Here is a 26865-nt window from a genome sequence, read left to right as displayed (position 1 = left end):
ACCCAATGGTGACCATGACCCAAACCATTCCCCTCACCATCGCCATTGCGGGGGCCGGCATTGGCGGGCTGGCCGCCGCGTCCTTGCTGGCCGATCAGGGCCATCAAGTGACTTTGTTTGATCAATTCGACACGCCCTGCTCTGTCGGCTCTGGCCTTGTGATCCAACCTGTCGGACGGCGCGTTTTGGATGCGGTGGGCGCGGGTGTCACCGCACGCACTCTCGGCCACAAAATTCAACGCATGCTGGAACGCGAAACCCGAAGTGGCAGACGCGTTTTGGACGTCAGCTATGGCTCAAGCTACGGTTTGGCGATCCACCGCGCCGCTTTGTTTCATAGCCTGATGGAAGCGGTTCAGACCCGCACTGTAACGCTTATGCCCGCGCATAAGGCCACCGGCCGCGACGGGCCCCATCTCACGTTCGCGTCCGGCGCGCGCAGCGGCCCCTTTGATCTCATTATTGATGCCAGCGGCGCAAATTCCACGCTCAGCCCGATCAAAACCCGCGCCCTGCCCTATGGCGCGATTTGGACCACCGTGGATTGGCCCGACACGAGTCTGCCGACCTCAGAGTTGTCCCAACGCTACCGTCGAGCCAACCGAATGATCGGCGTCATGCCAATCGGCACGCTCCCCGGCCAAACCACCCCAAAAGCGGCGCTGTTTTGGTCACTGCCACGCGGGGGCTATGCAGACTGGCAAAATGGCGGCCTTGCACAGTGGAGATCAGAGGCCTTGTCGCTTTGGCCCGATCTCGCCCCCTTCATGGACCAAATCACCGCCCCCGAGCAAATGGTCATGGCGCGCTACACCCACGGCACCCTGCGCAAACCTTTTGGCGACGGCATTGTTCATATCGGCGACGCCGCCCACCGCGCCTCGCCGCAACTGGGACAAGGCGCCAATATGGCACTTTTGGATGCATGGGCTTTGGCGCAAGCGATCCGGTATTTCCCTCTGGACACCGCCCTGCCCGCCTACGCCCGCGCGCGGCGCGCCCATGTGTTCGCCTACCAAGCCATGTCGGCGGCCTTCACGCCACAATATCAATCCGACAGCCGGATCTTGCCCTTTGTCCGTGACCGAATTTTGTTCCCACTTTCGATCCTCCCGCCCGCCAAACAGCTTTTGACCGCACTGGTCAAAGGCTCGATCCTACCGCCCTTGGGCTATCTCACACCGCCCGAGCAGGCGGGACAATGAGACGGCCCTCCGTTCGGATTTTGCCCTTACGGCGAGAGAGCGCACATGTTTAAAACCACAAAGAGTTTCTTACTTTGTTTGATTGCGGCCACCGCTTTTGGCTGGGTCGCACATGACGTGGCAACGCCATGGCAAATCAAAGCGCAAAAGCAACTTTTTGCCTGGGGAGACCACCTCAAAGCGATGAATGGCGTCGGACGCGATGGCGTTTTGAACGGCGACATCGCGCTCTATGAGGCACGCGGCGACTGCCTACCGCAGGCCAAACTTGTGCAACTCCTGCCCCAAGGCACCTGGATCTCTGCCATTTACCGCTGCTCTCATATCGTCGATGAGATGCCGGTCATCGGAGAGCTGGTTGTTCGGCTGGACCGCGACGAGTACTTTTCCGGATACGCCGTCGGATTTGCACCAGCAGCCTCAAACATCCCGTTTGGGGAGATTGCCCGTCTGGGCCCATACTGAGTTCAATCCGACGTCTGACCCTTATCAAACAAGCCGGTCAAAGCCCGTTTCACTGTGCCGGAGACCGAGGGTTTGGTGCCCTTGGTGAACGGCAGCGGGCGACAGACCTCGATCGCAGCAACACCCACTCGCGCTGTCAGTGCACCGTTGACCACGCCCTCACCAAAGCGGCGCGAGACTTTCGACAACACACCGCCGCCCGCCATTGTTCCGATCAAATCATCGCCCACGGCCACCGCCCCGGTCGCGACCAAATGGGTCAAAACGGACTTCGTCACCCGCCACGACCCCAATGTGCCCGAGCGACCGCCGTAAATCTCCGCAATCCGCCGGATCATCCGCAGGTTCGAGGTCAGCGCGGCAAAGACATCGGCCAGCGCGAGCGGCACAAGCGCTGTGACGGTCGCCACTTGGCGTGCGGCGGCTTCAACCTCGCGACGCGCGGCGGCGTCCAAAGGCGCGAGCAGTTCAACCTCCGCTAATCCCAAAAGCCCATCCGCATCAAAGACTTCGCCTTTGCGTTCATTGAACCGATCCTTGCCCCAATTGATCTCAGGCCGATGGGCATAGAGGGTCAAAAGCCGATCCGTGACCGCCTTGGCCCCCTGTAAATCATGACGGGTGGCGGCCTCTGCGGCAGCGCGGTGCAGCGTGTCGATCCGTTTGAGCCGGGCAAAGGCGGCGAGTTCTTTCACCGCAATCGCGGCCAGCACGACCACAAACGCCCCGGTCAACGCCAAGGCAACATAGCCCAAAATCGCGTTGCGTTCGGTCAGGCGCAGGATGAAATCATAGGCGGCGAATGAGATCACAAAGGTGAACAAAGCCGCGAACAAGCGCCAAAACCATCGTGCCAACGCCGAGGGGCGGCGCGTGGCCAAAACGGCCATCCGCTCCATCGCGGCCGGGCGCGCAAGCGGCGCAAGGTCCGGCACGGGATCGGCAGTGGAGGGCGTGAACGCGGGGGCCTCGTCAATCTCGATCATGACCGGGCCTTTACGCGGTTTCGGGGCGGGGGCCTCTGTCATAGCTTGTCTCCAATCAAGAAATCAGCGGCACGATCAAGCCGGATATGCGGCGGGCCTTCGCCCGGGCGCAGCGTCAGGCGCGCGGGCTGAAACCGCATAATTTCATACGCGCCATCCAACCAATTTTGCGCCCCTTGGCGCGCGGGGGAGAGGATATGACTTGGGTCTTCGGGCAATTCGCCGGGATAAAACGCCGCCTGTTTGCCGCTTTCCGTAAGGCCGCGCACACAATCCAAAGGCTTGCCCTCATGGGTCACGGTTTCCTCAACGGTAGCGCGCAAAGCGGCGATGGACATGGCCATCGTGCCCGCCCCGGCATAATCCGCCCGGTCACGAGCATCGCGCACAAGCGCTTCCATGATCGCGGTCAGACGCGGGTGTTGCGCATGGTGGATGTGATCGGCCTTGGTCGCGGCAAACAGGATTTTTCCGACCCGTTTTTGCCCCAAGAGCGACAGGATACGCCCAACTCTTCCGGGGCGAAATGCGGCTAAAATATCCGCAAGCGTGCGACGCAGGTCTTCGACCGCTTTTGGGCCGGAATGGATCGCGCCCAACGCATCGACCAAAACGATCTGGCGGTCAATTTTGGCGAAATGGTCACGGAAAAACGGTTTCACAACCTCGCGTTTATAGGCCTCATAGCGGCGTTCAAATTCGCGCGCCATGGACCCGCGCGGGGCCTCACCCGCAGGCAGTGGGGCAAAGGTCAATACCGGCGAACCGTCCAATTCGCCGGGCAATAAAAACCGCCCCGGCGTACAATCGGAATACCCCGCCGCTCGCGCCGCTTGCAGATAGGCGGTGAAACTTTGGGCCAGTTTTTTGGCCTCCGGTTCCGCGTGTTTGGCGGTCGGATCAAACGCCGCCAAAGCCTCGACAAATCCCGCGCCCTCGGACCGGGCGGAGGCCGCTGTCAGCGCCTCGACGGACCATTCGGCATAGGATTTTTCCATCAGGCCCAAATCCAAAAGCCACTCGCCGGGGTAATCGACAATGTCGAGATGCACGGTGCGCGGGCCAGACAGGGACCCCAAAAGCCCGGCAGGACGTACTTTGAATGACAGGCGCAACTCAGAAATGGCGCGGGTGCTGTCCGGCCAATGCGGCGCAGGTGCTGTCAACGCGGCAAGGTGGGTTTCATAATCAAACCGTGGCACGGTATCATCGGGTTGCGGTTGCAGATAGGCGGCGGTGATCGCAGTGCCCGGACCAAATTGCGGCATCCGGCCCCGGTCCAATAAATTGGCGACAAGCGAGGTGATGAACACGGTTTTACCCGCCCGCGACAGGCCCGTGACGCCCAGTCGCACCACAGGTTCAAACAGCGCCTCATGCATGCCGTCTTGGACCGTTTCAACCCCGCGGAAAATCCGGTCTGCAATGTCATTCAGGATCAAATCCCGCCCCTTCTCATATGTTTATGGCTTTAAGATAAGCACGCGAGGGCGGGGTTAAAAGGGAGAAAGACTGGACGCCTTCCCCGTGCCGGGGTAAACGCGCCTTATGCCCAGATATGCCCTCTTGATCGAATACAACGGCGCGCCCTTTTCCGGTTGGCAGCGTCAAAAGGAACACCCCTCCGTTCAGCAGGCGGTGGAAGAGGCGTTGCGCAAATTGGAAGCCGACTGTCCGGGGATCGGCGCGGCCGGGCGCACGGATGCGGGGGTTCATGCTTCGGGTCAAGTGGCGCATTGCGATATGACCAAAGAGTGGGACCCGTTTCGGTTAAGTGAGGCGCTCAATCATCACCTCAAACCCGCGCCTGTGGCGATTTTACAGGCGGCACGGGTGGCGGATGATTGGCACGCAAGGTTTTCGGCCCATGAGCGGCGCTATATGTTTCGGCTGATGTCACGGCGCGCGCCCTTGGTGCATGAGGCGGGCAAGGCGTGGCATATCAACCACCCGCTCGACCGCGATATGATGCAGGCGGGGGCGGATCGCCTGATTGGCCTGCATGATTTCACCACCTTTCGCTCGACCATGTGCCAAGCCGACAGCCCGGTGAAAACGTTGGATGAGTTTCGTGTGGAAGAACACACCATCCCCTATGGGACCGAATATCGGTTTTACCTGCGGGCGCGCTCGTTTTTGCACAATCAGGTGCGGTCTTTTGTCGGAACCTTGGAACGCGTTGGCGCGGGCTCGTGGTCGCCAGACGATGTCACAACTGCGCTTGAGGCCTGTGATCGCGCGGCCTGCGGGCCAGTCTGTCCGCCGCAGGGACTGTATCTGATGGGCGTGGGATATGCGGATGATCCGTTTGCCCCGTCGACAGCGCCGGCCTAAACGGCGTCGAAAAGCCGCCCCAAGCTTGCCCCAATTCGGCCCGATTCACCTGTCAGCAAGTGTCTTGTCGTATAAAGGAGCCGTGTCATGGACCTCACTGCCATCACATTTGACCAATTGGCTTTGGCCATTATGACCACCATCGCGATCCGAGAAGTGATGATTGTGGCATTGCCTGACCGCATTGCGGGGCCGGGCGGCTGGTTGATCGACACGCTCATCGGCGACCGCGTTTAAGGCAAAATATCCCCAAAACGGGTCGAAATTTACCGAAACCGTTTCGTTCGCTGCATTTTTAGGCGAAATTTCAACATTTCCCCACAAAGCCCTCCGTTTTTGAACAGGAAACTGTCGCTTTGCCCTCTGCTGCATTGAACCTATGCAAGTGGTTTGATCTACCCCGAAGAAAGCAAATAGAGAAGGGGACGCCCATGGCCAAACCGTCTTCGCAATTCAGCACCCGCCTGTGCGGTCTCATCGAACAAATCTATCCCGATCTCGATGCGAAAGCGTTGAGCAAAGAGATCACGTCCGCCTTTTGGCCCGAAGGGGCGGGTTATCGCTCGCGTGCCCGTGCGCCGGGGCACAATCTGTGGAATGAGGCCGACACATTGGTCATCACCTACGGCAATACGCTTGTCGATGGACAGCACAAGCCATTGGATTTGTTGCGTGATTTTCTAAACCGCTATCTACGCGGCGTGATCAATGGCGTGCATATCCTGCCGTTCTTTCCCTTTACCTCTGACGATGGTTTTGCCGTCACAGATTACCGTTTGGTCAACAGCCAACTGGGCGATTGGAGCGACATTCAACGGATCGGCGAAGAGTTTCGTTTGATGTCCGATCTGGTGCTCAACCATGTGTCGTCGCTCTCAACTTGGTTCTCGGAATATCGCCAAGGCCACGCCCCCTATGACAAATTCTTTGTTGAGGCCTCGCCAGAAGATGATCTCTCTGAAGTGGTGCGCCCGCGCACCTCGCCATTGTTGCGCGAAGTGATGACGGCCAATGGCCCCAAACATGTCTGGTGTACCTTCAGCCACGATCAAATCGACGTAGATTTCCATAACCCCGAGGTCCTGTTGGAATTCTTGCGGATCATGCGGCTGCACATCGACAATGGGGTGCGGATCGTTCGACTGGATGCGGTGGCCTTTGTTTGGAAAGAGCTGGGCACCAATTGTATCCACCTGCCCCAAACTCACGCCATCGTGCGATTGATGCGACTGCTGTGCGATTACGCCGAAGAGCGCGTGGTTTTGATGACCGAAACCAATGTGCCCAATGCGGAAAACCTGAGCTATTTCGGCAACCGCAACGAAGCGCATATGATCTATAACTTCTCGTTGCCGCCTCTGTTGTTGCACGCGCTGTTGTCGGGCAACTCCTTACACCTCAACCAATGGCTGATGCGGATGCCTCCGGCGCAATTGGGCTGTGCCTATCTCAACTTCTCGGCGTCGCATGATGGGATCGGTGTGCGCGGGGCAGAGGGGCTTTTGTCCAACGACGAGTTGGATCAGATGATTCAATGCGTGCGCGATGCGGGTGGCTTGGTGTCGATGCGGGCATTGGCCGACGGATCGCAAAAGCCATATGAGTTGAACATCACCTATTTTGATGCGCTCAAAGGTACGATTGAGGGCGGCGAGGACGGGCTTCAGGTGGCACGGTTTATCTGTTCGCAGAGCATCGTGATGGCGCTTGAAGGCGTGCCCGCCTTTTACATTCATTCGCTTTTGGCGACCCACAATGATCATGCGGGCGTCGAGAAAACCGGCGTGAACCGGGCGATCAATCGTCATCGTTGGGATTACCCGGAACTGCGTGCCCTGCTTGATGATCCCGAAAGTCTCAACGCCCAAGTTCTGGCGGCGCTCAAGGATCGGATCGCCATTCGAACTGCGCAAAAGGCGTTTCACCCAAATGCCACGCAGTTCACCATGCAGCTAGGCGATGCGTTCTTTGGCATCTGGCGGCAATCTCCGGCCCGCGACCAATCCATTTTCGCAATCAACAACCTGACAAGCCAAGATGCGGAAATTCCGCATATTTCGATCAACCTGATCGAGGGCGAGGATTGGTATGATTTGCTATCTGGCGAAAAGATTGACCTCTCCGTGCCAAATATCCGTTTTGCGCCCTATCAAAGCCGTTGGATTTCCAACCTTAAGTGAGGACGCAAGGCAACGTGACCAACACAAAGGCCGGACGCATCAGCGCCCGGCTTTTTACATTCTCACCGCAGCCAGATGGACCGCTCTTAGTGGCCTGTGCGTTTGAGAACCACCGTGACAGTTTTGATCGTCAACTTGACGTCGGTCGCAAAGCTCAAATCGCGCTCATAGCCTTCGTCAAAAGCAACGCGGTCGGCAAAGGTGGTTTCGCCACGGCCCGACACTTGCCACGGACCAGACAGACCCGGACGCATGTTGAAATAGGCTTTGCCTTTTGCCGAGGTATAGATCGACATTTGCGACGGCATGAACGGGCGCGGACCAATCAGGCTCATATCTCCCCGGAACACATTCAAAAGCTGGGGCAACTCATCCAGGCTTGTGGCACGAATGATATGGCCGATCCGGGTGATCCGCGGGTCATTTGTAAGCTTTTGAAAGGTGGTCCATTCTTCGGCCACCGCTGGATCTTCGCGACACAACCGCTCAAGCACTTCTTCGGCGTCCACACGCATGCTGCGCAGTTTGTAGCATTTAAACACTTTACCATTCATACCCACGCGCTTTTGCGCAAAAAACGCCGGACCGCCATCGCGTTTGACCAACAAGGCCAAAATCATCACCGCCGGAACGACAATCGGAGCGGCGATCAAAAGCAGCACCAAATCGAACACGCGTTTCCCATATTTACGGTAAAATACGCTTTTGGTTTTTGTGGTTTCAAGAGAGATGAAGCGATCCGATCTCGTAGCGGTGGCTGCGATCGCGGGCGTGTTCAATGAACTATGTGACGTATCTAGCATAATATTTACGGACCCTTGAATGGCGAAGAATGGCGAAACTTACCGCCTCGAATCCCTCCCGAATGGCTGACCTTTTCTTCATACCTTATTAAGGACGACGTTTCCGTGAAACTTTCCTCGAATTGTTCGCATATGAAATTTATCCTTTAAAAGTGAGCCTTTTCTGCACTTGCACAATAAGCTCCGCGTATTTTTCAAGCACAGCGCGAACGGAAATTCTTTAAAACTACGGAAAACCTTACCCGAATCAAAAACAAAAAAGTCAATCTTATTTTTTTGAAAATGCCGCTACGTAAATACAGTGCAAAACAACACCCTGCGCGGGCGCAGACTCGCCGTTATCCGGCATGGGATCGCGCAATGATCGTCCGTTATCTGGCCAGTCGCCTTAAGGCGCGCGCGCCGCAGGCGGCTTTGCCAATTGCCATTTGATCCGGGCAAAGCCCATCTGCAGCGCCAAACCAACGAACACATAGGCCATATCAAACACCCATGGATCATAGATCAGCGCCGCTTTGATCGACTGCCCGAGAATCGACAAAACCGTACCAAACGCAAAACACGCTAAGCCAAACCGACCCATCAATTGAACGGGCCAAACCCAACGGCTGGCGGAGAAGCGCGTCACCCAGCTTTGCGTGGACAGGAAATAAACCAGCGCCAACACATGCAGCAGACGCGGGGCGGCAAGGAAGGTTTTGTCAAAATTGGTGATGTAAAACGGTGCCCCAAGGCTGCGCAAAACGCCCAAACCCGCACTGCCAATCTCACGGATCGCGTCGATTTTCATCCAGCCCAGAATGAGCACCAAGATCGCCAAGGACAACCATTTGGCCCAGACCACAGTTGGCACCAACCGCTGCCCCGCTTTCAATCGCATGCCGCACGCCAAACCGATGGCAAAGAGAAATTGCCACGCGAACGGATTGAAAAACCAACCGCCGGGATTGGGATAAGCGGGTATATTCAAACGGGTTTCGCCGGTGAACACCCAGAGCGCGAAAGACCCGCCTAGCATGATCCAGATGTTGCGCTGAGCGACCAAAATCATCACCGGCGTCATCACCAACAAGGCCGCATACATCGGCAAGATATTGAGATAGCCAAACTGATGACCCAATGTAGCAATCCCAATCGTCGCCTGGACGGGGGCTTTCATCCACGGGCCGACGTTGTTGACCTTCCACATCTTTTCGGCACCAAACCAATAGGCCGCGCCCAGCATGATCGCCAAAGAGATCGCGGAAATCACCAAATGCACAGAATAGAGCGTCCACGCTCGGCCCCAACATTTCGCCACAGCCCGCCACAGTGGCAGCCTCACAAAGGCCAAAGGATAGGCCAACCCCGCCGCCATACCGGACATGAACACGAAACCTTCGGCCGCATCCGAGAAGCCGAAATTGCGGTTGGTGAGCACCTCAAGCGGGTTGCCGGGCACATGGTTGATGAAAATCATCACCAAGGCGAGGCCCCGGAAAAAGTCGAGCCTAGGATCGCGGGAATTGGAGTCGCGCGGGGGCGCAGGCACGCCAATCGGTGCGGGGGAGGACATTGTGTGTTGGGACATATCAGGCAGGAATTTCAGCCACTTGGGCATGGGGCACGGGAGCATTTTGGAATGAGCCATCCCAAAGCGCGACAATTCGGCGATGATCGGTGATGACCTGCGGCAAGGCCGTTTCTTCCGGCGTCAGAAACACCGGTGGGTGAGAGGGCTTTGACGTCAGCCAAACCACCAACGGCGCCACCACCAAGGGCACGCCAATCGGCAAAACCCAAAGCATCAGATTGGGGGCGAAACTATGGGTGAGGGCAATCACCACGATGCCCCACAATTGGATCCACCACGCTGCGGCCAAGGCCTCGGGAAATGTCAGTCGCCCGTCACCGCGTGTCTGCGCGGGCCAACCGCCATCACGCCCCATCACCACCTGCATCACCGCGCGCGTTTGCCACATCAACATGATCGGCGCGTTGATCGAGGATTGGATGAGTTCGGTCATCATGCCGCGCAACGCGATGAACGTGCCGCCAAATTGCGTCACCCGTCCGCGTGCGATGGCGTCGAGCAAGATCAAAACTTTGGGAAAGACCAAAAGGCCAAACACCCCGACCGCGACACCCACCGCTTTCGAGGTTTGATCCGACGGGAAGACCGGGAAGAGTTGGAACGGTTCGGGAAAGAAATCCGGTTCGGGCGCGGTCGCGGTGGCGTAGAGGTTTGAGGCCAGAAACATCACCCAAAACAGCGGTGCGATGTAGCTGAGGATGCCTTGGAAAAACACAAAACGCGACCAGCCTTTGAGGCCCGGTGCGGAAATCACCCGGATATGTTGCAGATTGCCCTGACACCAACGCCGATCGCGTTTGGCGAAATCAATCATGTTTTCAGGGCCTTCCTCATAAGAACCCGCCAGATCGGGATCAAGACGCACGGCCCATCCGGCACGCGCCAAGAGCGCGGCTTCGACATAATCATGGCTGAGGATATGACCGCCAAAGGGCGGTGGGCCGGACAGTTCGGGCAGCGCACAGCTCTCGGCAAAGGCCCGGACCCGGACCATGGCGTTGTGCCCCCAAAACGGGCCAGTGACACCCTGCATCGCGGCCTGACCTTGGGCAAAGACCGGCGAATAGAACCCAGCGGCAAATTGCATCGCGCGCCCAAAGCGGGAGTGCGCGCCGGTGATGCGCGGCAAGGTTTGCAACAGACCAAGTTCGGGGGCCGCCTGCATCCGGCGCACCATTTCAACAATGGTTTCGCCTTCCATCAAACTGTCGGCATCCAAGATCAACGCAAAATCATACTGCGCGCCTGAGGTCTCAAAAAAGTCCTGAATGTTACCCGCTTTGCGGCCAATGTTGCGTGCGCGCCTGCGGTAGAAAAACCGGGGGGCTTTCCCCGATGCGACCCGCGCGTCTTGGCCACGGTCCGCCCAAAGATGCACAAACCACCGCTCTTCCTCCGTACCGACTTCGTCCTTTTGCGTATCGGACAGGATGGCAAAATCAAAGTGTTCGGCCACACCAAGACGGGAGAGCGAGACGTCCATTGCCGCCACGCGGGCAAAAACCACTGCGGGGTCTTCATTGTAGACAGGCATCAAAATCGCAGTGCGGGTCGTGAGCGGTGTGTTCAAATACGCAGGTGGGGTTCGGGCCGAGATGAGCCCCTCCACCGATTGCATCGCGCCCCAAGCCAACCAAAACGTGGTGATAAACACAAGCGCAGCCCGCACGCCATCGACCATTTGATAGCCGTCCGCCGCGCCAAATTGCAAAAACAACGCCGCTGCGCCGATCCCAAGGCCAATACTGATCAGCAACGCCAGAGCCCGCGCAGACCGCGCGCCGCTGGGGGACGTCGATTGGATCATCAGTTATCTGCCACGCGCCGCGCGACCGACACCGGAGGCAAAGCTCCCGATAAGGCGCGACAAAAGCGGTGTGTGTGCCACGGCCTCGGCAAGGGGCCGTTCGATCAACTGCCGGGGCATCGCCAAAGGTGCATCCGGCAAACGCGCCGCACGCAAAATTGCGGCCTGACGCATGCTGACGGTCTGCGCCTGCGCTTGTTCCACTGTATCAGAAAGAGACTCTTGCATCATCATGTGCGTACCCATTGATAAATCCATGTTTCCGTCAGTTTCCGTCCAAAGCCCGCGACATGGGCGACAAGTTCAACCAGCCGCTCATTGCCGCCATCGACATCAATCACCAAACGCCAACGTGTGGTGTTTTCGATCTTGGAGAGGGCGACATGTTGGATTTTGCCGCGCGACAGGGTCACGACCGGTTCCATTTCAGCATCCGCAGGCAAGCCTGCCATCAGCCCGCCGTCAAAATCAATCACAAATTTGCGCAATGAGGCCTTCGCACCAGAAACGCCAGACGTGCCGCCTTGGCCCGCCAATGTGTTGACGATCCAGGCGCGATCCCCGTTCCGGTCGGTGCCCAAAGCACCCCAACGCAAACGATATGCATATTCGCGCGTCTCACCGGCTTTCGGCTTTTCAGACGGCACCCAGAAACTAACGATATTGTCGTTGCCTTCCAGATCGGACGGGATTTCGACCAAACGGATCGCGCCCGGCCCCCAATCGCCTTGCGGCTCAATCAACACCGAAGGACGATCCTGATAATGCGCTCCGGCGTCTTGGTAATCCTCGAACGCACGGTCACGTTGGATCAGGCCAAACGATTTGAGGTTCGGTTCGCTCAAATACGAGCTGGCCAGACGCGGTGGGTTGTTGAGCGGACGCCAGAGCACATCGCCATCGCGGCGCACCACCATCAAGGCGTTGCTGTCATGAACTTGCGGCCGGTAATCGTCAAAGCTGTCGCTGTTTTTCTCATCAAACAGGAACATCGAGGTCAGTGCGGCCACACCCAACTGTTCCACATCGCGGCGGAAATGCAGCTTGGCCGTGACATCAATCACCGTTTCCTCGCCCGGACGAATGACAAAGCGATACGCGCCGGTGCAAGACGGGCTTTCGAGCGCCGCATAAAACACCACCGTCTCTTGCCCTGCGGCCGGGCGTTCCAACCAAAATTCGGTGAAGCGCGGGAATTCTTCTTCGCCGCCCAATCCGGTGTTGATGGCAAGGCCCCGCGCCGACAGGCCATAGCTGCTATCGCGGGCCAAAGCGCGGAAATAGGAGGCCCCGACAAAGGCCACCAATTCGTCAAACTTATCGGCGCGGTTGAGCGGCGTATTCAACCGAAAGCCTGCCACACCTGGCAACTCGACATGGGGCGACACGCGCGCTGCCAAATCTTCATAATACAGGAAATCGTCGGTGGAAAATGCCATCGGCATCTGCATTCCATCCACGACCTCATGGATCGCCACCGTGTCTTTATAAAGCCAACCGGGATGGAACGCGTGAACTTGGAACAACACGCCCTCGTCACGCCAACGCGCACGCAGGGGATTGAACTGAATCTTGCGATAGTCGTCGTAATCCAGATCCGTGATCACTTCGGGCGCGGCAACAGGGGCCTGATAGTCAGACTGTGCCGCCTCTGCCATACGCGCATCGAGCCAGTCAAACGAAAACGGTTGTGGCCCGATCGGTTCGGCCACAGGTTCGGGCAAAACATCTGACGAAGGTTCGATGACAGCAGGCGTTTTCACCGTTGGGATCACATCTTGTGCCCAAGCGGTGCGCGCCAAAGCGACAGAGGCCACAGACCCCGACAACGTGACAAGAACGGAGCGACGGGTCAGGCCCGCATCAGAAGAGAGTGACTTTACAGACATGGAATCGAACTGACTTCCCGACTTGGTTTTTAGACCTTGGTTTCCCAGACTCACGTCGTCCCTGCATGCGACTCACTCGCATGACAGTTCCGTGACATCCGTCAAATATGTTTAGTTTCGCTGCACCGCCACATAAATCTGTAGAACCGTTTGAGAACTGGCGATTTTTCGCGAGTTTACAAGGTGAGAAATCGGGGTTTTTCGCCGGTTTTCCAGCAAACCGATCTTGTGGCCTTGAAAAGCCGCCTTTTCCGCCGTTCTGTCCCTACGCGGCGGACGCTGAACCCCCGCATAACACACCAAGGGGACTGATGCCCCAGACCTGCGCTGCGCCGCTTTTCAACATCTGCACGACAGGGTAGAGTGCTCCAATGACCGCACCCGCCTTTCCTCATATCACAGACCTTGACGGGATGATGGCTTGTCCCGCCTGTGACGCCTTGCTGGTGGATCGCCCTGTTGCGGTCGGGGACACGGCCTCTTGCCCGCGCTGTCATACGGTGATCGAAGCACCGCGCCCTTTGGCAATGACGCGCATCATCATGTTGGCCTTGGCGGCCCTGATCTTGATGATTGCGGCGGTGTTTTTCCCCTTTCTCGAATTGGGTGCGGCGGGCATGGTCCGACGCAGTTCATTGCTGGACACGGTGATGGCCTATGCCACCGGGCTGACTGCGCCGCTGACGCTGGCGATGGCGGCTTTGATCGTGGTGTTGCCAGTGACCCGGTTTTTGACATTGCTTTACGTGTTGGGACCGATGGCCTTTGGCTGGCACCCGGCACGTCATGCGATTCATGCGTTCCGTGTGGCCGAAGCGCTGCGGCCTTGGGCGATGGCGGAGGTCTTTATCGTTGGTGTCGCAGTGGCTTTGGTGAAAGTCGCGGGACTGGCGCATGTGTCGCTGGGCCCGGCATTTTGGGCCTTTGTGGCGCTGGTCATCGTGACCGTGCTGAAAGATAATTTTATGAGCAGAGTGACAGTTTGGAAAACCCTGGAAGCGCGTCGCCGATCCTAACGGCCCACGATGCGGGGCTGATCGGTTGCACCCATTGCGGCAAAGTTTACATGTCCGGCGTGGCGCAATGCACCCGCTGTGGTGCGTCGCTGCGTGCCCGCGATGCCGAGGGGTTGCAAAAGGTCTGGGCCTGGCTCATCGCCGGGATCGTCATGTATATTCCGGCCAATCTCTACCCCATGCTCTCCACCGCAAGCCTTGGAAAAACCACAGAGAACACCATCCTTGGTGGGGTGATCGAACTGATGCACCACGGCTCCTACGGCGTGGCAGGCATCGTCTTTTTCGCCTCCATCGTGATCCCCATCGCAAAATTCATTGCGATCATTTACCTTGGCCTGTCGGTGACACGTAAAGTGCAAATGCCGATGCATCGTCGTCACACCCTGTTTGAAATCGTCGAATTCATTGGACGCTGGTCGATGATTGATGTGTTTGTGGTTGCGATCCTGTCGTCGCTGGTACGGTTGGATTTTGCCGCCACGATCACACCGGGGATTGCGGCGGTCAGCTTTGCACTTTCTGTCGCCTTCACTATGATGGCCGCCTTGAGTTTTGATGAGCGCCTGATCTGGGACGCGCGTAACGATGACGCAGAATGAGGACAACACCGTGAGTGATGTGCAGCCAACAGAGATGGTGGTCGAAGGTCCGAAGCGCTCGGCATGGCGCAACCTGTCTTATGTCTGGTTGGTGCCTTTGGCGGCCTTGGCCGTGACGCTTTTCATCGCCTGGCAAAGCTGGGCGGAACGCGGCCAACGCATTGAAATTCGATTTGAAAACGCGGCTGGGATCACCGCAAATGAAACCGCTCTGCGCTACCGCGATGTCAATATCGGCATGGTCGAAGATGTGGCCTTTTCCGCCGATCTGACCTCTGTTGTGATCGGCGCGCGCATTGACCGGACCGTGGCGGAGTCCTTGCCCGCCGATGCCGAATTCTGGGTCGTGCGCCCGGAAGTCTCCGCAAGCGGCATTTCCGGCCTCTCCACCGTGCTCTCCGGGGCCTATATTCAGGCCGCCTTCGATCCCGCACCCGGCGCGGGTGTCACCAAATTTGTCGGCCTCGACGACACGCCTTTGGTTCTGCCCGGCATGAAGGGCACCAAAATCACCCTGCGCACGGCATCTGGATCACAACTCACCCCGGGCGCGCCAATTTTTCACAAAGGCATCGAAGTTGGCAAAATCGAAAGCCCCCGTCTACTCGACAATGGCTCGGGCGTGATGGTCGACGCCTTTATCAATGCGCCCTACGACAAACGCCTGACCTCCGCCACACGGTTTTGGCAAACCTCTGGTTTTTCAGTCAATTTTGGTCCCGGAGGGCTTAATCTGTCGGTCGGATCGGTCGCCAGCCTTGTGCGTGGCGGGCTGGCATTTGACACGGTGTTTTCTGGTGGTGGCCCGGTCCGACCCGGCCAGGTTTTTGATTTGTTCGAGGGCGAAGAAGAGGCGCGCGACAGTGTGTTTAGCGAAACCATCGACAATGCTGTCGATCTGACGGTGGAGTTCGATGAATCCGTCAGTGGCCTGTCCGCAGGCTCGCCCGTGCTCTACCGCGGCGTGCGCATTGGTGCGGTCTCCGATCTGGGGGCGTTTATCGAAGATATGCCGGATGGCCCAAGTGTGAAATTGCGCGCGATGATCTCGATTGACCCACAACGCTTAGGCTTGGCCGCCGATGCCCCGACCTCCGAAGTCATTGCCTTTTTCGCCAATGCTGTCAAAGGCGGGTTGCGCGCGCGGCTGGCGTCGCAAAGCCTGTTCAGCACCTCGCTGGTGATCGAACTCGCGGACATCCCGGAGGCAAGCCCTGCGATCCTTGGGATTTTCTCTGAATCTGCGCCACAGTTGCCCTCTGTGCCCTCCGATTTGCCGGATGTGGGTGCGACCGCAGAGGGGCTGTTGAAACGGGTCAACGACCTGCCCGTCGAGGAGCTGCTGGATCAAACCATCGCCACGCTTGCCGCCGTTGAAAGCCTTGCTGGCGACGACAACCTGCGCGCCGCGCCCGATGCGCTTGTGGCGCTACTGGATGATGCGCGCGGATTGATCGGTAGCCCGGACACGCAAGCCCTCCCCGCCGAGTTGAAAGCCGCTGTATCCGAGCTGCGTGCCGTCTCCGAGGAGCTGCGCCAAGCCGATGCGGTGGACAAACTCGTCGCCGCTTTGGATGCCGCCGAAGAGGCCGCAACCTCGGTGACCGACGTGGCCGCCGACATCGAAGGCGCCACGGCGGAGCTTCCGCAATTGGTCGCCGATTTGCAAAAACTGACCGACAAGGCCAACTCGCTTGAGGTCGAACAATTCTTGGCCTCAGCGGGGGCATTTTTGGACGGGGCGGATCGGTTGATCGACACGCCGGACGCCCGCGCCCTGCCCGCAAGCCTGACCGCCGCGCTGGATGAAGCGCGCGGTGCCTTGGCCGAATTGCGCGCCGGTGGTGTGGTCGAGAACACCAACGCCACGCTATCGTCGGCCCGCGACGCCGCCGCGGCGATTGAACAGGCGGCGCAAAGCCTACCAGAACTGTCCGCCCGGATTGAAACCCTTGTGGCCGAGGCCGAAAAGACCCTCGCGGGCTATGGCAGCCAATCGAGCTTCAATCGCGAAACGCTCTCGTCTCTGCGCGAAGTGCGCACCGCGGCACAAGCGTTGAGCAAGCTCGCCCGCGCCATTGAACGCAACCCCAATTCCCTCTTGTTTGGACGGTGACCGATATGTTTCGCTTTCTCCCGCTTGCCCTTGTGCTGTTGACCGCCTGTGGCGGCACTGACCCGCGCTATTTGATTGACACGGCCCCGGCAGAGACCGCAGCGACGGTGCGCTTGCAGGTTGCGACGCTTGAGGTCCGCGAAGTGTCGCTTCCGGCCTATGCCGAGGAGTCGCAGATCCTCTTGGAAGGTGGCGATGGCGCGCTGACCCCGGTCAAAGGCGCGGCATGGGCGGATGAACCTGTGCGCGCTGTGACGCTGTTGCTGGCCGATACCATTGGTCGCGCTGGGTCGGCCACCGTGGCGACGGAACCCTGGCCTTTGGCCACCCCGGCGCAGGCGGCCGTGGAGGTGCGCGTATCAGAAATGGTGGCGCGGGCTTCGGGTCAGTTTGATCTCAAAGGCCAGTTCGCGATTTCGTCCTATGATCATATCCTGCGCGAACGGATCGTGCGGTTTGACATCGCCGTTCCCCTGAGCGACACCTCCCCCACGGGCATTGCCACCGCCTCTGGTCTGGCCATGCGTCAACTGGCCGAAAAGATCACAGAAGAGCTGTCTCGATAGATCATCGGCCTGAACACCTGCGCCGCGCGGTGACACAGTTACGGGGCTTTGGATTTGGTGGTGCAAAACCGGCCCAACCGAAACGGATCGGCTGAAACCTGCGGCAGCTTACCCTGTAAAATTTCGGCCATCATTTCACCCGCCCCCGGCCCCGTGCCAAAGCCATGGCCGGAATAGCCGGAGGATAGATAAAGCCCCGAAATTGCTGGAATTTCTCCAATCACGGGGATGGCATCTGGAGTGGCGTCGATCATCCCGGCCCAGCTGTGCGTTTGACGCGCATCGGCAAACCCAGAGTACACTTTTGCAAGCGTTTTGATGGCTTTTCGATTGAACGGTTCGTAGGGCTGAGGATCAAGTGTGCGGATGAGTTCAAACGGCGTTTTCGCGTCCAGAGCCCACCGTCGCGGCATATTCAGTTCGGTCAAAAACTGCGATCCAACCCGAAGTTTCAACTCGCGCCAACTGGTCAATAAGGTGGGCAGAAATTCGGCAAACAATCGAAAGCTATCGGGTGTGATCGGCGCGACATTGGCGTTGCGCATCGCCACGGTATAGCCACCATCCAATCGCTTGCGAAAGGCAAAATCCCCACCACCAACAGGCATCTCAGGCACCTGTCCTGCGCTTTCAATTCGGGCAACAGTGCCGAGCAATTTAAGCTGTGGAAAATTGATCCCGAGGTTGCCCAAAAACAATCGCGACCATGCCCCACCCGCGACCAATGCACGGTCCGTGCGGATGACGCCCTTCTCCGTGACCACCGAACTGAGCGCACCTGCCGTGGTTTCAATCCCGCGCACGGCGCAGTTTTCAAGGATCACTGCGCCCAAGCGTTGCGCCGCCTTGGCCATTTGGGGCACCGCCTTCCACGGCTCCGCCCGACCATCATCCGGGGTATAAAGCCCCATGGAATACCGATCCGAAAGCCCCGGAAGCACCTCTTGCAAGCCTTTACGGTCCAACAGGCGCGAGGTCATCTTTGCGGCCGCGGCGTGTTGCGCCCATGCGCCAAATTCTCTGATTTCCGCCTTGGTGCGACAGACATATGTGATGCCTGTTTCACGGTAGCCGGTGTCGATCCCGAACCGGGCATCAATTTCGCGCCAAAGCTCAAGCGAGCGCATCGTCAGTGGCAACTCAATCGGATCGCGCCCCATTTGACGCACCCAACCCCAATTGCGCGCGCTTTGCTCCGCACCCACTTGGCCTTTTTCGCAAAGCACAACTTTTACCCCGGCTTCTGCGAGGTAAAGCGCGGTGGCGACACCGGCAATGCCACCGCCAACGATGACCACATCTGCGGCCTCAGGCAGCACTGAGTTTGCGACGATTTTTTCAATATTTTCAAGGATCATGACAGTCTCACATCATAGTTTTGAGCCGGCAATTCACACCCTTTGCCACCAACATGCTCATTTTATTCCAACGCAACAAGATGAGCGCGAATCTTTGGCCTATCCCATAGGTGATCATTTATGATCTTTTGTGAATGATTAATTCCTGATTTGCCGATTTTATATGAGTAATCGCCCATTTTTTGCACTTAAATGGTATAATTTGGCGTTCCTCAAAGGACTAACGACCCTTTATGAGTTATTTTGCGCAAACCGAAGTGATTACCCCCATCACTTAAGCCAACCAATCAGGCTCCCTTGATTGTCTTGTCGGTGAGGGGCGCAGTATAGTTTGCACAAAGTGGGATTTGTGTTTGGCCGCATCAAAAGCGGTGCCAATTTAAGGAGAGCCATGTGGGTGACTTTGAGGAAGGGCTGAGCGATGAAATGCTGCCCGCAGAACGGCGCCAGCATTTGATCGAATGGTTTGAAAACAACAAAGCTGGCTCGAGCCAAGACTTGGCTCGAATGTTCGGCATCTCCCTGTCGACCATCCGGCGCGACCTTGATCTTTTGGCCTCTGAAGGGCTGTTGCGACGAACCCATGGCGGCGCGGTCGCGATACGGTCCCGTGCAACTTATGAACCCTCGACCGACCTTGCGCGCCGCACTGCGATTGAGGAAAAAAGCGCCATTGTTCAGGAAGCTCTCAGGCTGATTCACCCCCACCAGTCGCTCTTGATTGATACCGGCGCCGTGATTTGCCATTTGCTCGCCGATGAAATCGCACAGCTCGACATGCCTTTGACCGTAATTTCAAACGATCTCTACGTCGCAAACGCCCTGACCTATAAAGAGAATATCACGCTGATCGTTCCGGGCGGGGCCAGTCGTTTTGGCTCTTTCAGCCTCCTTGGCGAACCGGGTGAAAGTTTTCTACGCGACATCCATTGCGACATTTTCTTTATGTCTGCCGCTGCCGTCGACATGAACGGCGCGTCCGAGACCCACCTAGAGCTTGTTCACCTCAAGCGCTGCATGATTGAGGCCGCCCAAGATGTGGTGCTCTTAGCGGACAGCAGCCGCTTTATGTCTCGCGCCCTCCATCGCACAACAACCCTCGATAATATCGACACGATCATCACAGATGAGGGGTTACCCGAAGACGAAAGGGTAAAGTTTCCGACACAAAACCCGACTCTGAAAATCGTGCAGCTATAAAATTTTAGGGGAGCCCCCAGTCACCTCTGACACTCGGCACCGATTTCTGGGCCCAATCAGCCAGCATGAAATAATAATATTAGAAGACCCTCTGCACGCCCGACACCCCTCGCAAAGACAACAGGCCGGGGATCGGTTCGCAAAAAGCGCAAGAATGCACTGATTGTTAAGGTGCTTCCACCATGGTGTGGCCAAACGCTATGCAATTCAAGGGGATCGATATGATTCGCGCTCAGATGTCAAAACTATCCGTCCGAATCTACGCCATCGTCGCGATCGCAGTGGTTTTGATCGCCGTCTTAACACAAATCCTACTGCACCTTTCTTACAACTCTGCACTCACAATGCGCGAACAACATCTCAGTGACGTTGTTGATACGGCCATTTCAACCCTCGCTGACATCGAAAGACAGGTGAAAGCGGGTGACCTCACCCAAAACCAAGCTCAAATCCTTGGCCAAGAGGCCATGATGAAAATGCGTTACGGCGAAAACGGGTATTTCTTCGTCCTCAACACAGAAAACGTCATGATCGCTCACCCGACCAAACCTGAAATGATTGGCACCAATCAGTCAGACATCATGGACACTCATGGCACCTATATTTTCCGTGAAATGATCGAAATCGTTGCCAACAAAGGCGGCGGGGCCTTGACGTATTTCTTCGACAAACCTGACGGGAGCGGCGATGATGAAAAAATCAGCTACGTCAGAGAATTCCAGCCATGGGGATGGATCGTCGGCACAGGATCATACCTCTCTGATATCAATGCTGATCTTGCGAGCATGCGCACTGTCGGTCACGGCGTCTTGGCAGCGGCACTTATTGCACTCGGGATCATATCCACCCTCCTTGTTCGCAGCGTCACACGACCTCTTGATGCCCTAAAGGCCCGTATGTCTGCCATGTCTCAAGGCGACACCCACAATGAAGTGCCGATGACCAACAACAAAAGCGAAATTGGCGAAATGGCCCGCGTCCTTGAAATCTTTAGGGTTGCCCTTGTGGAGCGTTCGGAGCTTGAACGCGCTCAAATCGACCAAGACGCAACCATGGCGCGCGAACGAGAAGAAGCCGCCGAGCGAGAGCATCAGGCCAAACTCCGCGAAGTCGCCGTCGAAGAAAATCGTCGCAAAGAACAAGAAAAGGCCCGCCAAGAAAAAGAGGCGGAACGTGCAGCCGCCGAAGTGGAACGCGAACACAACCTCAGAGACCAACAGCGCGTTGTATCTACCCTCGCGGCTGGCCTCGGCGCTATGTCACGGGGCGACCTGACAGTTCGCATCAACGAAGAGTTCCCGCCCGAATATGTCAAGCTGCGTACGGATTTCAACAACGCTGTTGAAAAAATCAGCCGCCTGGCCAGCGCCATCGTTGAAGGGGCCGCCACCATCATTGGTGAAACAGATAACCTCAACAGCGCTGCGATTGATCTAAGCCGTCGCACAGAAACTCAGGCCGCCTCATTGGAAGAAACCGCCGCCGCGATCACTGAGCTTGCCGCATCCGTGGACAGCTCCGCCCGCAGCGCGAAAGATGCGGCTGGCACCGTCGGCCAAACCAAAGACCGCTCTACAGCAGGGCGCAATGTTGTCCAACGGACCGTCAAAGCCATGAATGACATCGCCGAAAGCTCGACACAGATTTCCAAAATCACCAGCGTCATTGATGATATCGCATTCCAAACCAACCTTTTGGCACTGAACGCCGGCGTTGAAGCGGCACGAGCGGGTGATTCAGGCAGGGGGTTTGCCGTGGTCGCCTCTGAAGTCAGAGCTTTGGCACAACGCAGCTCTGAAGCGGCCAATGAAATTGCAAAACTGATCGAAACATCAGGACGGCAAGTCGACGAAGGCGTTCAGTTGGTGAATGCATCTGGCGAGGCCCTCGCAGAAATTGAAACCCTTGTTTCAAACCTGGACGAGCTCGTCCAAACCATCTCGACCTCGGCCTCCGAGCAGGCTGTTGGTCTCTCTGAAATCTCTACGGCAGTTGGCCAATTGGACCAAGTCACACAGCATAATGCCGCCATGTTCGAAGAAACAACAGCAGCCTTGCAGTCGCTAAAAGCTCAAGCAACAGCCCTAGAGCGTGACAGCTCTGTCCTAAAAACGAGAAACGAAGACACAGGCGTGAGACTGGCATCTTAAATCACACCCGCAGCCAAAAATACGAATCCGTCCGGCCTGACTGCCCTGCCTGACAGAGAGGGTGATAGTGTCCACCATGGATAGTGTACATCTTGAGGTTGGTTATGGCGGGGAAGAAGGGCCAAAAGAAGCGGATGACTTGCGCGCAGACTTTGACGCCGGGTGTTTCGGTTGCACAGGTTGCGCGGCGCCATTCGATGAACGCGAACCTGATTTTCAGATGGCTCAAGCATCCCCGGTTTGCGCCGGTACAGGGCGGATATTCACCAGAGGAACGTATTGCTTTTGAAGGTATTTTCTTTCGTCGAGATTGAGCCATCTGCGATGGAAAGCCCCTCCGCTCCAGCGCGAATGAACGATGTGGCGGCTGACCGTGGGCCTACTGTCTTCGCAGCGTATGGGCATCACGCTGTCGGACGGGCGCCGTATTCTGATGGAAGGCCCGACTTCGCTGGCCTCGGTCGTAGGGTTGGTGCAAGGCCTGACGGCATAGTCCCTGCGCCGAGCAACACGCGGGCGTGGCTTGCGGCGGGCGTGACGGATATGCGGCGGGGCTTCAACACACTGGCAGCGTAGACGGAGAAGATGCTGGCCGAAAATCCGTATTCCGGGCATCAGTTTGTGCTCCGTGGCCGTCGGGGTGCCTTGGTGAAAATTATCTGTGGGATACGCAAGGCGCATGCCTATTCATGAAACGCCTCGATAAAGGGCGGCTTGCCTAGCCTGCGGCCAACGACGGCAAAGTCTGTGTCACGGCAGCCTATCTGTCGATGCTTCTTGAAGGAATTAACTGACGAATGCCCCAACGAACATGGCGACCATCGCAAGGCGCGTTTTGCAGAAAATTCGAGGCCATGGATCAGCTGGCATTTGATCTTCAGGAAGACATCGAGATTGCTGCCGCCTCCGAGGCAGGAAAGGCAGCATCAACAGCCGACGCCGATCAAAACCTTCCCGCCAAGCGCACCCATAATCGCGCACCGTTGCCCGATCATCTTGAGCGACAGGAAGAAATCCTGTCGCCTGATGATGCCTGCAACGATTGCGGTGGCGCGCTCAAGCAGCTCGCGGAAGGCGTGACCGAAGAACTCGAATACGTACCCGGCCATTTGCGGTGAAACAGCTTGTGCGGTCGCGCATGACCTGCACTTGTTGCGAGATTTTTGCTCAGGCCGAACTGCCCTCGCGACCGAGCACACTCAGACGCCTGGTGCCGGGTCTTCTTGCCCATATGCTGGTCGGGAAGTATTGTAATCACCTTCCGCTCTCTCGCCAGTCTGAAATCTATACCCGTGACCCTGCCATCGCCGAGGAGACGATCAAGCCGATCGCGGCCCTTTATGCTGTGGAAAAAGAGTTGCACTACAAACCCGCTGACACGCGCGTCGCCTTGCGAAAGGATAAGGCAAAGCCGGCCTTTGATGATTGGGAAGCATGACTCCCACTTCAATCACCCAAGAGCTCCGGCAAATCGACGTTGGCAGCAGCAACCCGTTATGCGCGCAGCCGCATACCAAAGACGCGGGCCTATCTTGATAACCGGCAAGCTGGAGCTGGACAACAATATCTGCGAGCGATCAATCAGACCGATGACTCTCGGGCGCAAAAATTATCCATTCATGGGATCAGAGGGCGGCGGTAATGCCGCTGCAATCGCCTACACGCTTGTTGAGACCTGCCGCATGAACAGTGTCGATCCTGAAGCTTGGCTCCGCTAGGGTTCTCGCTCGTGCCGCAGATCATAAAATGAACCGCATTGATGGCCTTTTGCCCTGAAACTAGAAGGCTGAATAAATCAACGCCAGTCAGACGGGACGCATACAAGAATGCTCAAACCCTGCGATTTCAACATGAGACCGCGGGGTTTGGCCTTGGACTTTTATTGAGCCCCGCTCTGCATATACAGATTATTAAACCACACGCAGGCGTCGCCCCGAACCCACACTCTCTCATGCTCCAACTTTGCGAACAAACTGCCGGAGGCATCCGCACCCCAACTTCGAATAAGTATGGAAAGATCTGACTCAAGATGCCTATCCTTTCCAACGGCTCCCATATAAGCGCGAGACGTCAGAAACCTTAGACCAATGCCGTCAAGAACCGAGTTGACTTCCCATACTCTGATAGACGCGCCCAGTATGAGACGGCCTCCCCTGCAGCGCCACCTTCTGTATGAGAGACTGACAAACTGCCATTCGACTCATCTACGTCAGACCCTAAGGATCAAACATGCCTTCCTTGGATGAGGCTTTTCATTGTCGCGAGTCGATCCCCACCACTCACTTGACATCCCCTCGACGCAGACATTCACGCGCGCGCCCAGCAACCGCAGCCAATGTTAGCGCGCGCAGACACACGCGACTTGAAGTTATAGTTTCAACACATAGGGACACCAAAAACTAACGAATTGTAAAGTAATGATATTTCAGGATTGTAAAGTAAATTTACAACATTACCGATAATTTCGTGAATTGATTTACAAATAAATTCATACAGCGCAGTAAGTTACGGGCAATTTCACCTCAAACTCTGTAAACCTGAAGCTGAGGAGGGACCCAGCCGTGCGCCGGGTCACGTCAAGAATACAAGAATTGGGAGGCGACATGTCCGAAGACACCAGCATGATGACCGCTCCTTCTGAGGCATTTGCTTCGAAGGCGCATATTTCCGCAGACACCTACACCGAAATGTACGCGCGCTCGGTGAGCGATCCGGTTTCGTTTTGGGCGGAGCAGGGGAAGATCCTGGATTGGATGGAGCCCTACACGCAGGTGAAAAAGACCTGTTTTGACTTCGGGCGCGTTGACATCAAATGGTACTCGGACGGCGTTTTGAACGTGTCGGCCAACTGTATTGATCGCCATTTGCCGAAAAAATCCCTACAAACTGCGATTATTTTTGAGCCCGACGATCCCGAAGCCGCGGCCCAGCACATCACCTACAAAGAGCTGTCAGACAAGGTGAACCGCTTCGCCAATGTGTTGCTTTCTCAGGGTGTGATGCGCGGCGACCGCGTGGTGATTTATTTGCCAATGATCCCCGAGGCGGCTTATGCCATGCTCGCTTGTGCCCGCATCGGCGCGATCCATTCCATTGTTTTCGCAGGGTTTTCCCCGGATGCTCTGGCCAACCGCATCAACGATTGCGGTGCCAAGCTCGTCATCACCTCCGACACTGCGCCGCGTGGTGGCAAGCGCACGCCGCTCAAGGCCAACACCGACGCCGCGCTGCTGCACTGTTCCGACAAGGTCCGTTGCCTCGTCGTCAAACACACCGGTGATCAGATCACATGGATTCAGGGCCGCGATGTCGACGTCAAATATCTGATGGAACACGCCTCCCCCGATTGCCCGCCGCGTCCGATGAACGCCGAAGATCCGCTGTTCATCCTCTACACCTCTGGCTCCACCGGCAAACCCAAAGGCGTCGTGCACAGCTCCGGCGGCTATCTGGCCTATGCCGCGATGACCCATAAATATGTGTTCGATTACCACGACGGCGACGTGTTCTGGTGCACCGCCGATGTCGGTTGGGTCACGGGTCACAGCTACATCGTCTACGGACCGCTCGCCAATGGCGCGACCACGGTGATGTTCGAGGGCGTGCCCTCCTACCCCGACGCGGGCCGGTTCTGGGCGGTGTGCGAAAAGCACAAGGTCAACCAATTCTACACCGCCCCCACCGCGCTGCGCTCGCTCATGGGGCAAGGCAACGAATGGGTTGAAAAATATGACCTTTCCTCGCTCAAACTGCTGGGCACGGTCGGCGAACCGATCAACCCGGAGGCGTGGAATTGGTACAATGACGTGGTCGGCGGCGGCAATTGCCCGATCGTCGACACCTGGTGGCAAACCGAAACTGGCGGCCATCTTTTGACGCCGCTGCCGGGTGCGACCCCGACCAAACCGGGCTCCGCGACCGTGCCGTTCTTTGGCGTGCAACCGGTGATTTTGGACCCGACCACAGGCGAAGAATTGCACGAAACCGCAACCGAGGGCGTGCTCTGCATCAAAGACAGCTGGCCCGGCCAAATGCGCACCGTTTGGGGCGATCACGAGCGGTTCCAAGAGACCTATTTCCAGCAATACAAAGGCTATTACTTCTCCGGCGACGGCTGTCGGCGCGACGAAGATGGCTATTACTGGATCACCGGCCGCGTCGATGACGTGATCAACGTGTCAGGTCACCGCATGGGCACCGCCGAGGTCGAAAGTGCGCTGGTCGCCCACGCCCAGGTCGCCGAAGCCGCCGTCGTTGGCTATCCGCACGAACTCAAGGGCCAAGGCATCTACGCCTATGTCACGCTCATGAACGATGTCGAACCGACCGACGCGCTGCGCAAAGAGTTGGAAAAATGGGTCCGCACAGAGATCGGCCCGATCGCCAAACCGGACTTCATTCAATGGGCCCCGGCCTGCCCAAAACCCGCTCCGGTAAAATCATGCGCCGCATCCTGCGCAAAATCGCAGAAAATGACACCGGAAGCTTGGGCGACATCTCAACACTCGCTGAACCTCAAGTCGTCGAGGAATTGATCAGAAATTCGTTGTATCAAAAAACTGCGTGAACTTTACGCAGATATGGTAGAGTAACGCATCGCCCCCACCAAATGAGG

The 26865-nt window shown here is 57.2% G+C and carries 23 protein-coding genes and 2 pseudogenes; 17 read left to right on the top strand and 8 right to left on the bottom strand.

What is annotated here, in order from left to right; all coding sequences use genetic code 11:
• Window positions 1-5 precede the first annotated feature (5 nt).
• Both DA792_RS19415 and DA792_RS19410 read left to right on the top strand, forming a co-directional pair.
• Entirely contained in the window at window positions 6-1205 is a 1200-nt protein-coding gene (locus DA792_RS19415; RefSeq protein ID WP_302666216.1) for an FAD-dependent oxidoreductase, read from the top strand.
• A 45-nt stretch (window positions 1206-1250) separates the two neighbouring features.
• A complete protein-coding gene (locus DA792_RS19410; RefSeq protein ID WP_107722185.1) occupies window positions 1251-1670 on the top strand; it encodes a hypothetical protein in 420 nt (139 codons plus the stop codon).
• Between the two features lie 2 nt (window positions 1671-1672).
• Here the strand turns inward: DA792_RS19410 and DA792_RS19405 are convergent, their stop codons facing one another.
• Both DA792_RS19405 and DA792_RS19400 read right to left on the bottom strand, forming a co-directional pair.
• Window positions 1673-2698, bottom strand: a complete 1026-nt coding sequence (locus DA792_RS19405) for a YcjF family protein (protein ID WP_107722183.1) — start codon at window positions 2696-2698, stop codon at window positions 1673-1675.
• On the bottom strand, window positions 2695-4098 hold the full coding sequence (locus tag DA792_RS19400) for a YcjX family protein (protein WP_107722181.1): 1404 nt from the start codon (window positions 4096-4098) through the stop codon (window positions 2695-2697). The genes DA792_RS19405 and DA792_RS19400 overlap by 4 nt, the downstream gene beginning before the upstream one ends.
• A 106-nt stretch (window positions 4099-4204) precedes the next feature.
• On the opposite strand from DA792_RS19400, the gene truA reads away from it, so the two are divergent.
• From truA to DA792_RS19390, 3 genes are all read left to right on the top strand, one after another.
• The gene (gene truA / locus DA792_RS19395; protein ID WP_107722178.1) at window positions 4205-4990 is read left to right on the top strand and encodes a tRNA pseudouridine(38-40) synthase TruA; all 786 of its coding nucleotides are present in this window, start codon (window positions 4205-4207) and stop codon (window positions 4988-4990) included.
• An 87-nt stretch (window positions 4991-5077) separates the two neighbouring features.
• Entirely contained in the window at window positions 5078-5227 is a 150-nt protein-coding gene (locus DA792_RS22335) for a hypothetical protein (RefSeq protein WP_159075332.1), read from the top strand.
• A gap of 194 nt (window positions 5228-5421) precedes the next feature.
• Window positions 5422-7170 carry a sugar phosphorylase gene (locus DA792_RS19390; RefSeq protein ID WP_107722176.1) on the top strand — a complete coding sequence of 583 codons (1749 nt, stop codon included), beginning with the start codon at window positions 5422-5424 and terminating at the stop codon, window positions 7168-7170.
• An 86-nt stretch (window positions 7171-7256) separates the two neighbouring features.
• On the opposite strand, the gene DA792_RS19385 is transcribed toward DA792_RS19390, so the two are convergent.
• The 5 genes from DA792_RS19385 to DA792_RS19365 form a co-directional block, all read right to left on the bottom strand.
• On the bottom strand, window positions 7257-7973 hold the full coding sequence (locus tag DA792_RS19385) for a sugar transferase (RefSeq protein ID WP_107722174.1): 717 nt from the start codon (window positions 7971-7973) through the stop codon (window positions 7257-7259).
• A gap of 388 nt (window positions 7974-8361) precedes the next feature.
• Complete coding sequence (locus DA792_RS19380) at window positions 8362-9543, bottom strand: OpgC family protein (protein WP_159075331.1); 1182 nt, start codon at window positions 9541-9543, stop codon at window positions 8362-8364.
• A 1-nt stretch (window position 9544) separates the two neighbouring features.
• Window positions 9545-11353: a glucans biosynthesis glucosyltransferase MdoH gene (mdoH, locus tag DA792_RS19375; protein WP_107722172.1), complete on the bottom strand. Its 1809-nt coding sequence runs from the start codon at window positions 11351-11353 to the stop codon at window positions 9545-9547.
• A 3-nt stretch (window positions 11354-11356) separates the two neighbouring features.
• Window positions 11357-11599, bottom strand: a complete 243-nt coding sequence (locus DA792_RS19370) for a hypothetical protein (protein ID WP_159075330.1) — start codon at window positions 11597-11599, stop codon at window positions 11357-11359.
• Window positions 11584-13242, bottom strand: coding sequence for a glucan biosynthesis protein (locus tag DA792_RS19365; protein ID WP_107722168.1), 1659 nt, complete (start codon window positions 13240-13242; stop codon window positions 11584-11586). The genes DA792_RS19370 and DA792_RS19365 overlap by 16 nt, the downstream gene beginning before the upstream one ends.
• Before the next feature lie 371 nt (window positions 13243-13613).
• On the opposite strand from DA792_RS19365, the gene DA792_RS19360 reads away from it, so the two are divergent.
• From DA792_RS19360 to DA792_RS19345, 4 genes are read left to right on the top strand one after another with little or no spacing between them, the layout of a single operon-like run.
• On the top strand, window positions 13614-14258 hold the full coding sequence (locus DA792_RS19360; RefSeq protein WP_107722166.1) for a paraquat-inducible protein A: 645 nt from the start codon (window positions 13614-13616) through the stop codon (window positions 14256-14258).
• Window positions 14225-14860: a paraquat-inducible protein A gene (locus DA792_RS19355; protein ID WP_107722164.1), complete on the top strand. Its 636-nt coding sequence runs from the start codon at window positions 14225-14227 to the stop codon at window positions 14858-14860. The genes DA792_RS19360 and DA792_RS19355 overlap by 34 nt, the downstream gene beginning before the upstream one ends.
• Entirely contained in the window at window positions 14847-16976 is a 2130-nt protein-coding gene (locus DA792_RS19350; RefSeq protein WP_254679319.1) for an MlaD family protein, read from the top strand. The genes DA792_RS19355 and DA792_RS19350 overlap by 14 nt, the downstream gene beginning before the upstream one ends.
• Window positions 16977-16981: 5 nt before the next feature.
• A complete protein-coding gene (locus DA792_RS19345; protein ID WP_107722162.1) occupies window positions 16982-17542 on the top strand; it encodes a PqiC family protein in 561 nt (186 codons plus the stop codon).
• A gap of 38 nt (window positions 17543-17580) precedes the next feature.
• Here DA792_RS19345 and DA792_RS19340 read toward each other — a convergent pair whose 3' ends face one another.
• On the bottom strand, window positions 17581-18900 hold the full coding sequence (locus tag DA792_RS19340; protein ID WP_107722160.1) for an NAD(P)/FAD-dependent oxidoreductase: 1320 nt from the start codon (window positions 18898-18900) through the stop codon (window positions 17581-17583).
• A gap of 393 nt (window positions 18901-19293) precedes the next feature.
• Here DA792_RS19340 and DA792_RS19335 point away from each other — a divergent pair, with 393 nt between their 5' ends.
• From DA792_RS19335 to acs, 8 genes and pseudogenes are all read left to right on the top strand, one after another.
• Window positions 19294-20100 (top strand): DeoR/GlpR family DNA-binding transcription regulator, encoded by an 807-nt coding sequence (locus DA792_RS19335; RefSeq protein ID WP_254679317.1) that lies wholly within the window; start codon window positions 19294-19296, stop codon window positions 20098-20100.
• 221 nt (window positions 20101-20321) lie between these two features.
• Window positions 20322-22250, top strand: a complete 1929-nt coding sequence (locus tag DA792_RS19330) for a methyl-accepting chemotaxis protein (RefSeq protein ID WP_254679316.1) — start codon at window positions 20322-20324, stop codon at window positions 22248-22250.
• A 104-nt stretch (window positions 22251-22354) separates the two neighbouring features.
• Window positions 22355-22564 carry a transposase gene (locus tag DA792_RS23100; protein WP_368074486.1) on the top strand — a complete coding sequence of 70 codons (210 nt, stop codon included), beginning with the start codon at window positions 22355-22357 and terminating at the stop codon, window positions 22562-22564.
• Window positions 22565-22739: 175 nt separating this feature from the next.
• Window positions 22740-23044, top strand: a pseudogene (gene tnpB, locus DA792_RS22905) (IS66 family insertion sequence element accessory protein TnpB).
• Window positions 23045-23104: 60 nt separating this feature from the next.
• On the top strand, window positions 23105-23368 hold the full coding sequence (locus tag DA792_RS22330) for an IS66 family transposase zinc-finger binding domain-containing protein (RefSeq protein ID WP_159075329.1): 264 nt from the start codon (window positions 23105-23107) through the stop codon (window positions 23366-23368).
• Window positions 23365-23688: an IS66 family transposase gene (locus DA792_RS22325; RefSeq protein ID WP_159075328.1), complete on the top strand. Its 324-nt coding sequence runs from the start codon at window positions 23365-23367 to the stop codon at window positions 23686-23688. The genes DA792_RS22330 and DA792_RS22325 overlap by 4 nt, the downstream gene beginning before the upstream one ends.
• Window positions 23591-23968 carry an IS66 family transposase gene (locus tag DA792_RS23340; protein ID WP_368074485.1) on the top strand — a complete coding sequence of 126 codons (378 nt, stop codon included), beginning with the start codon at window positions 23591-23593 and terminating at the stop codon, window positions 23966-23968. The genes DA792_RS22325 and DA792_RS23340 overlap by 98 nt, the downstream gene beginning before the upstream one ends.
• A gap of 906 nt (window positions 23969-24874) precedes the next feature.
• A pseudogene (gene acs, locus DA792_RS19305) lies at window positions 24875-26817 on the top strand (acetate--CoA ligase).
• Window positions 26818-26865: the final 48 nt, after the last annotated feature.

Origin of the sequence: Celeribacter baekdonensis, assembly GCF_003047105.1 — a bacterium.
Taxonomy (GTDB): domain Bacteria; phylum Pseudomonadota; class Alphaproteobacteria; order Rhodobacterales; family Rhodobacteraceae; genus Celeribacter; species Celeribacter baekdonensis_B.
The sequence above is the reverse complement of the archived record's forward strand: the minus strand, read 5'-3'. Positions and strand labels throughout refer to the sequence as shown.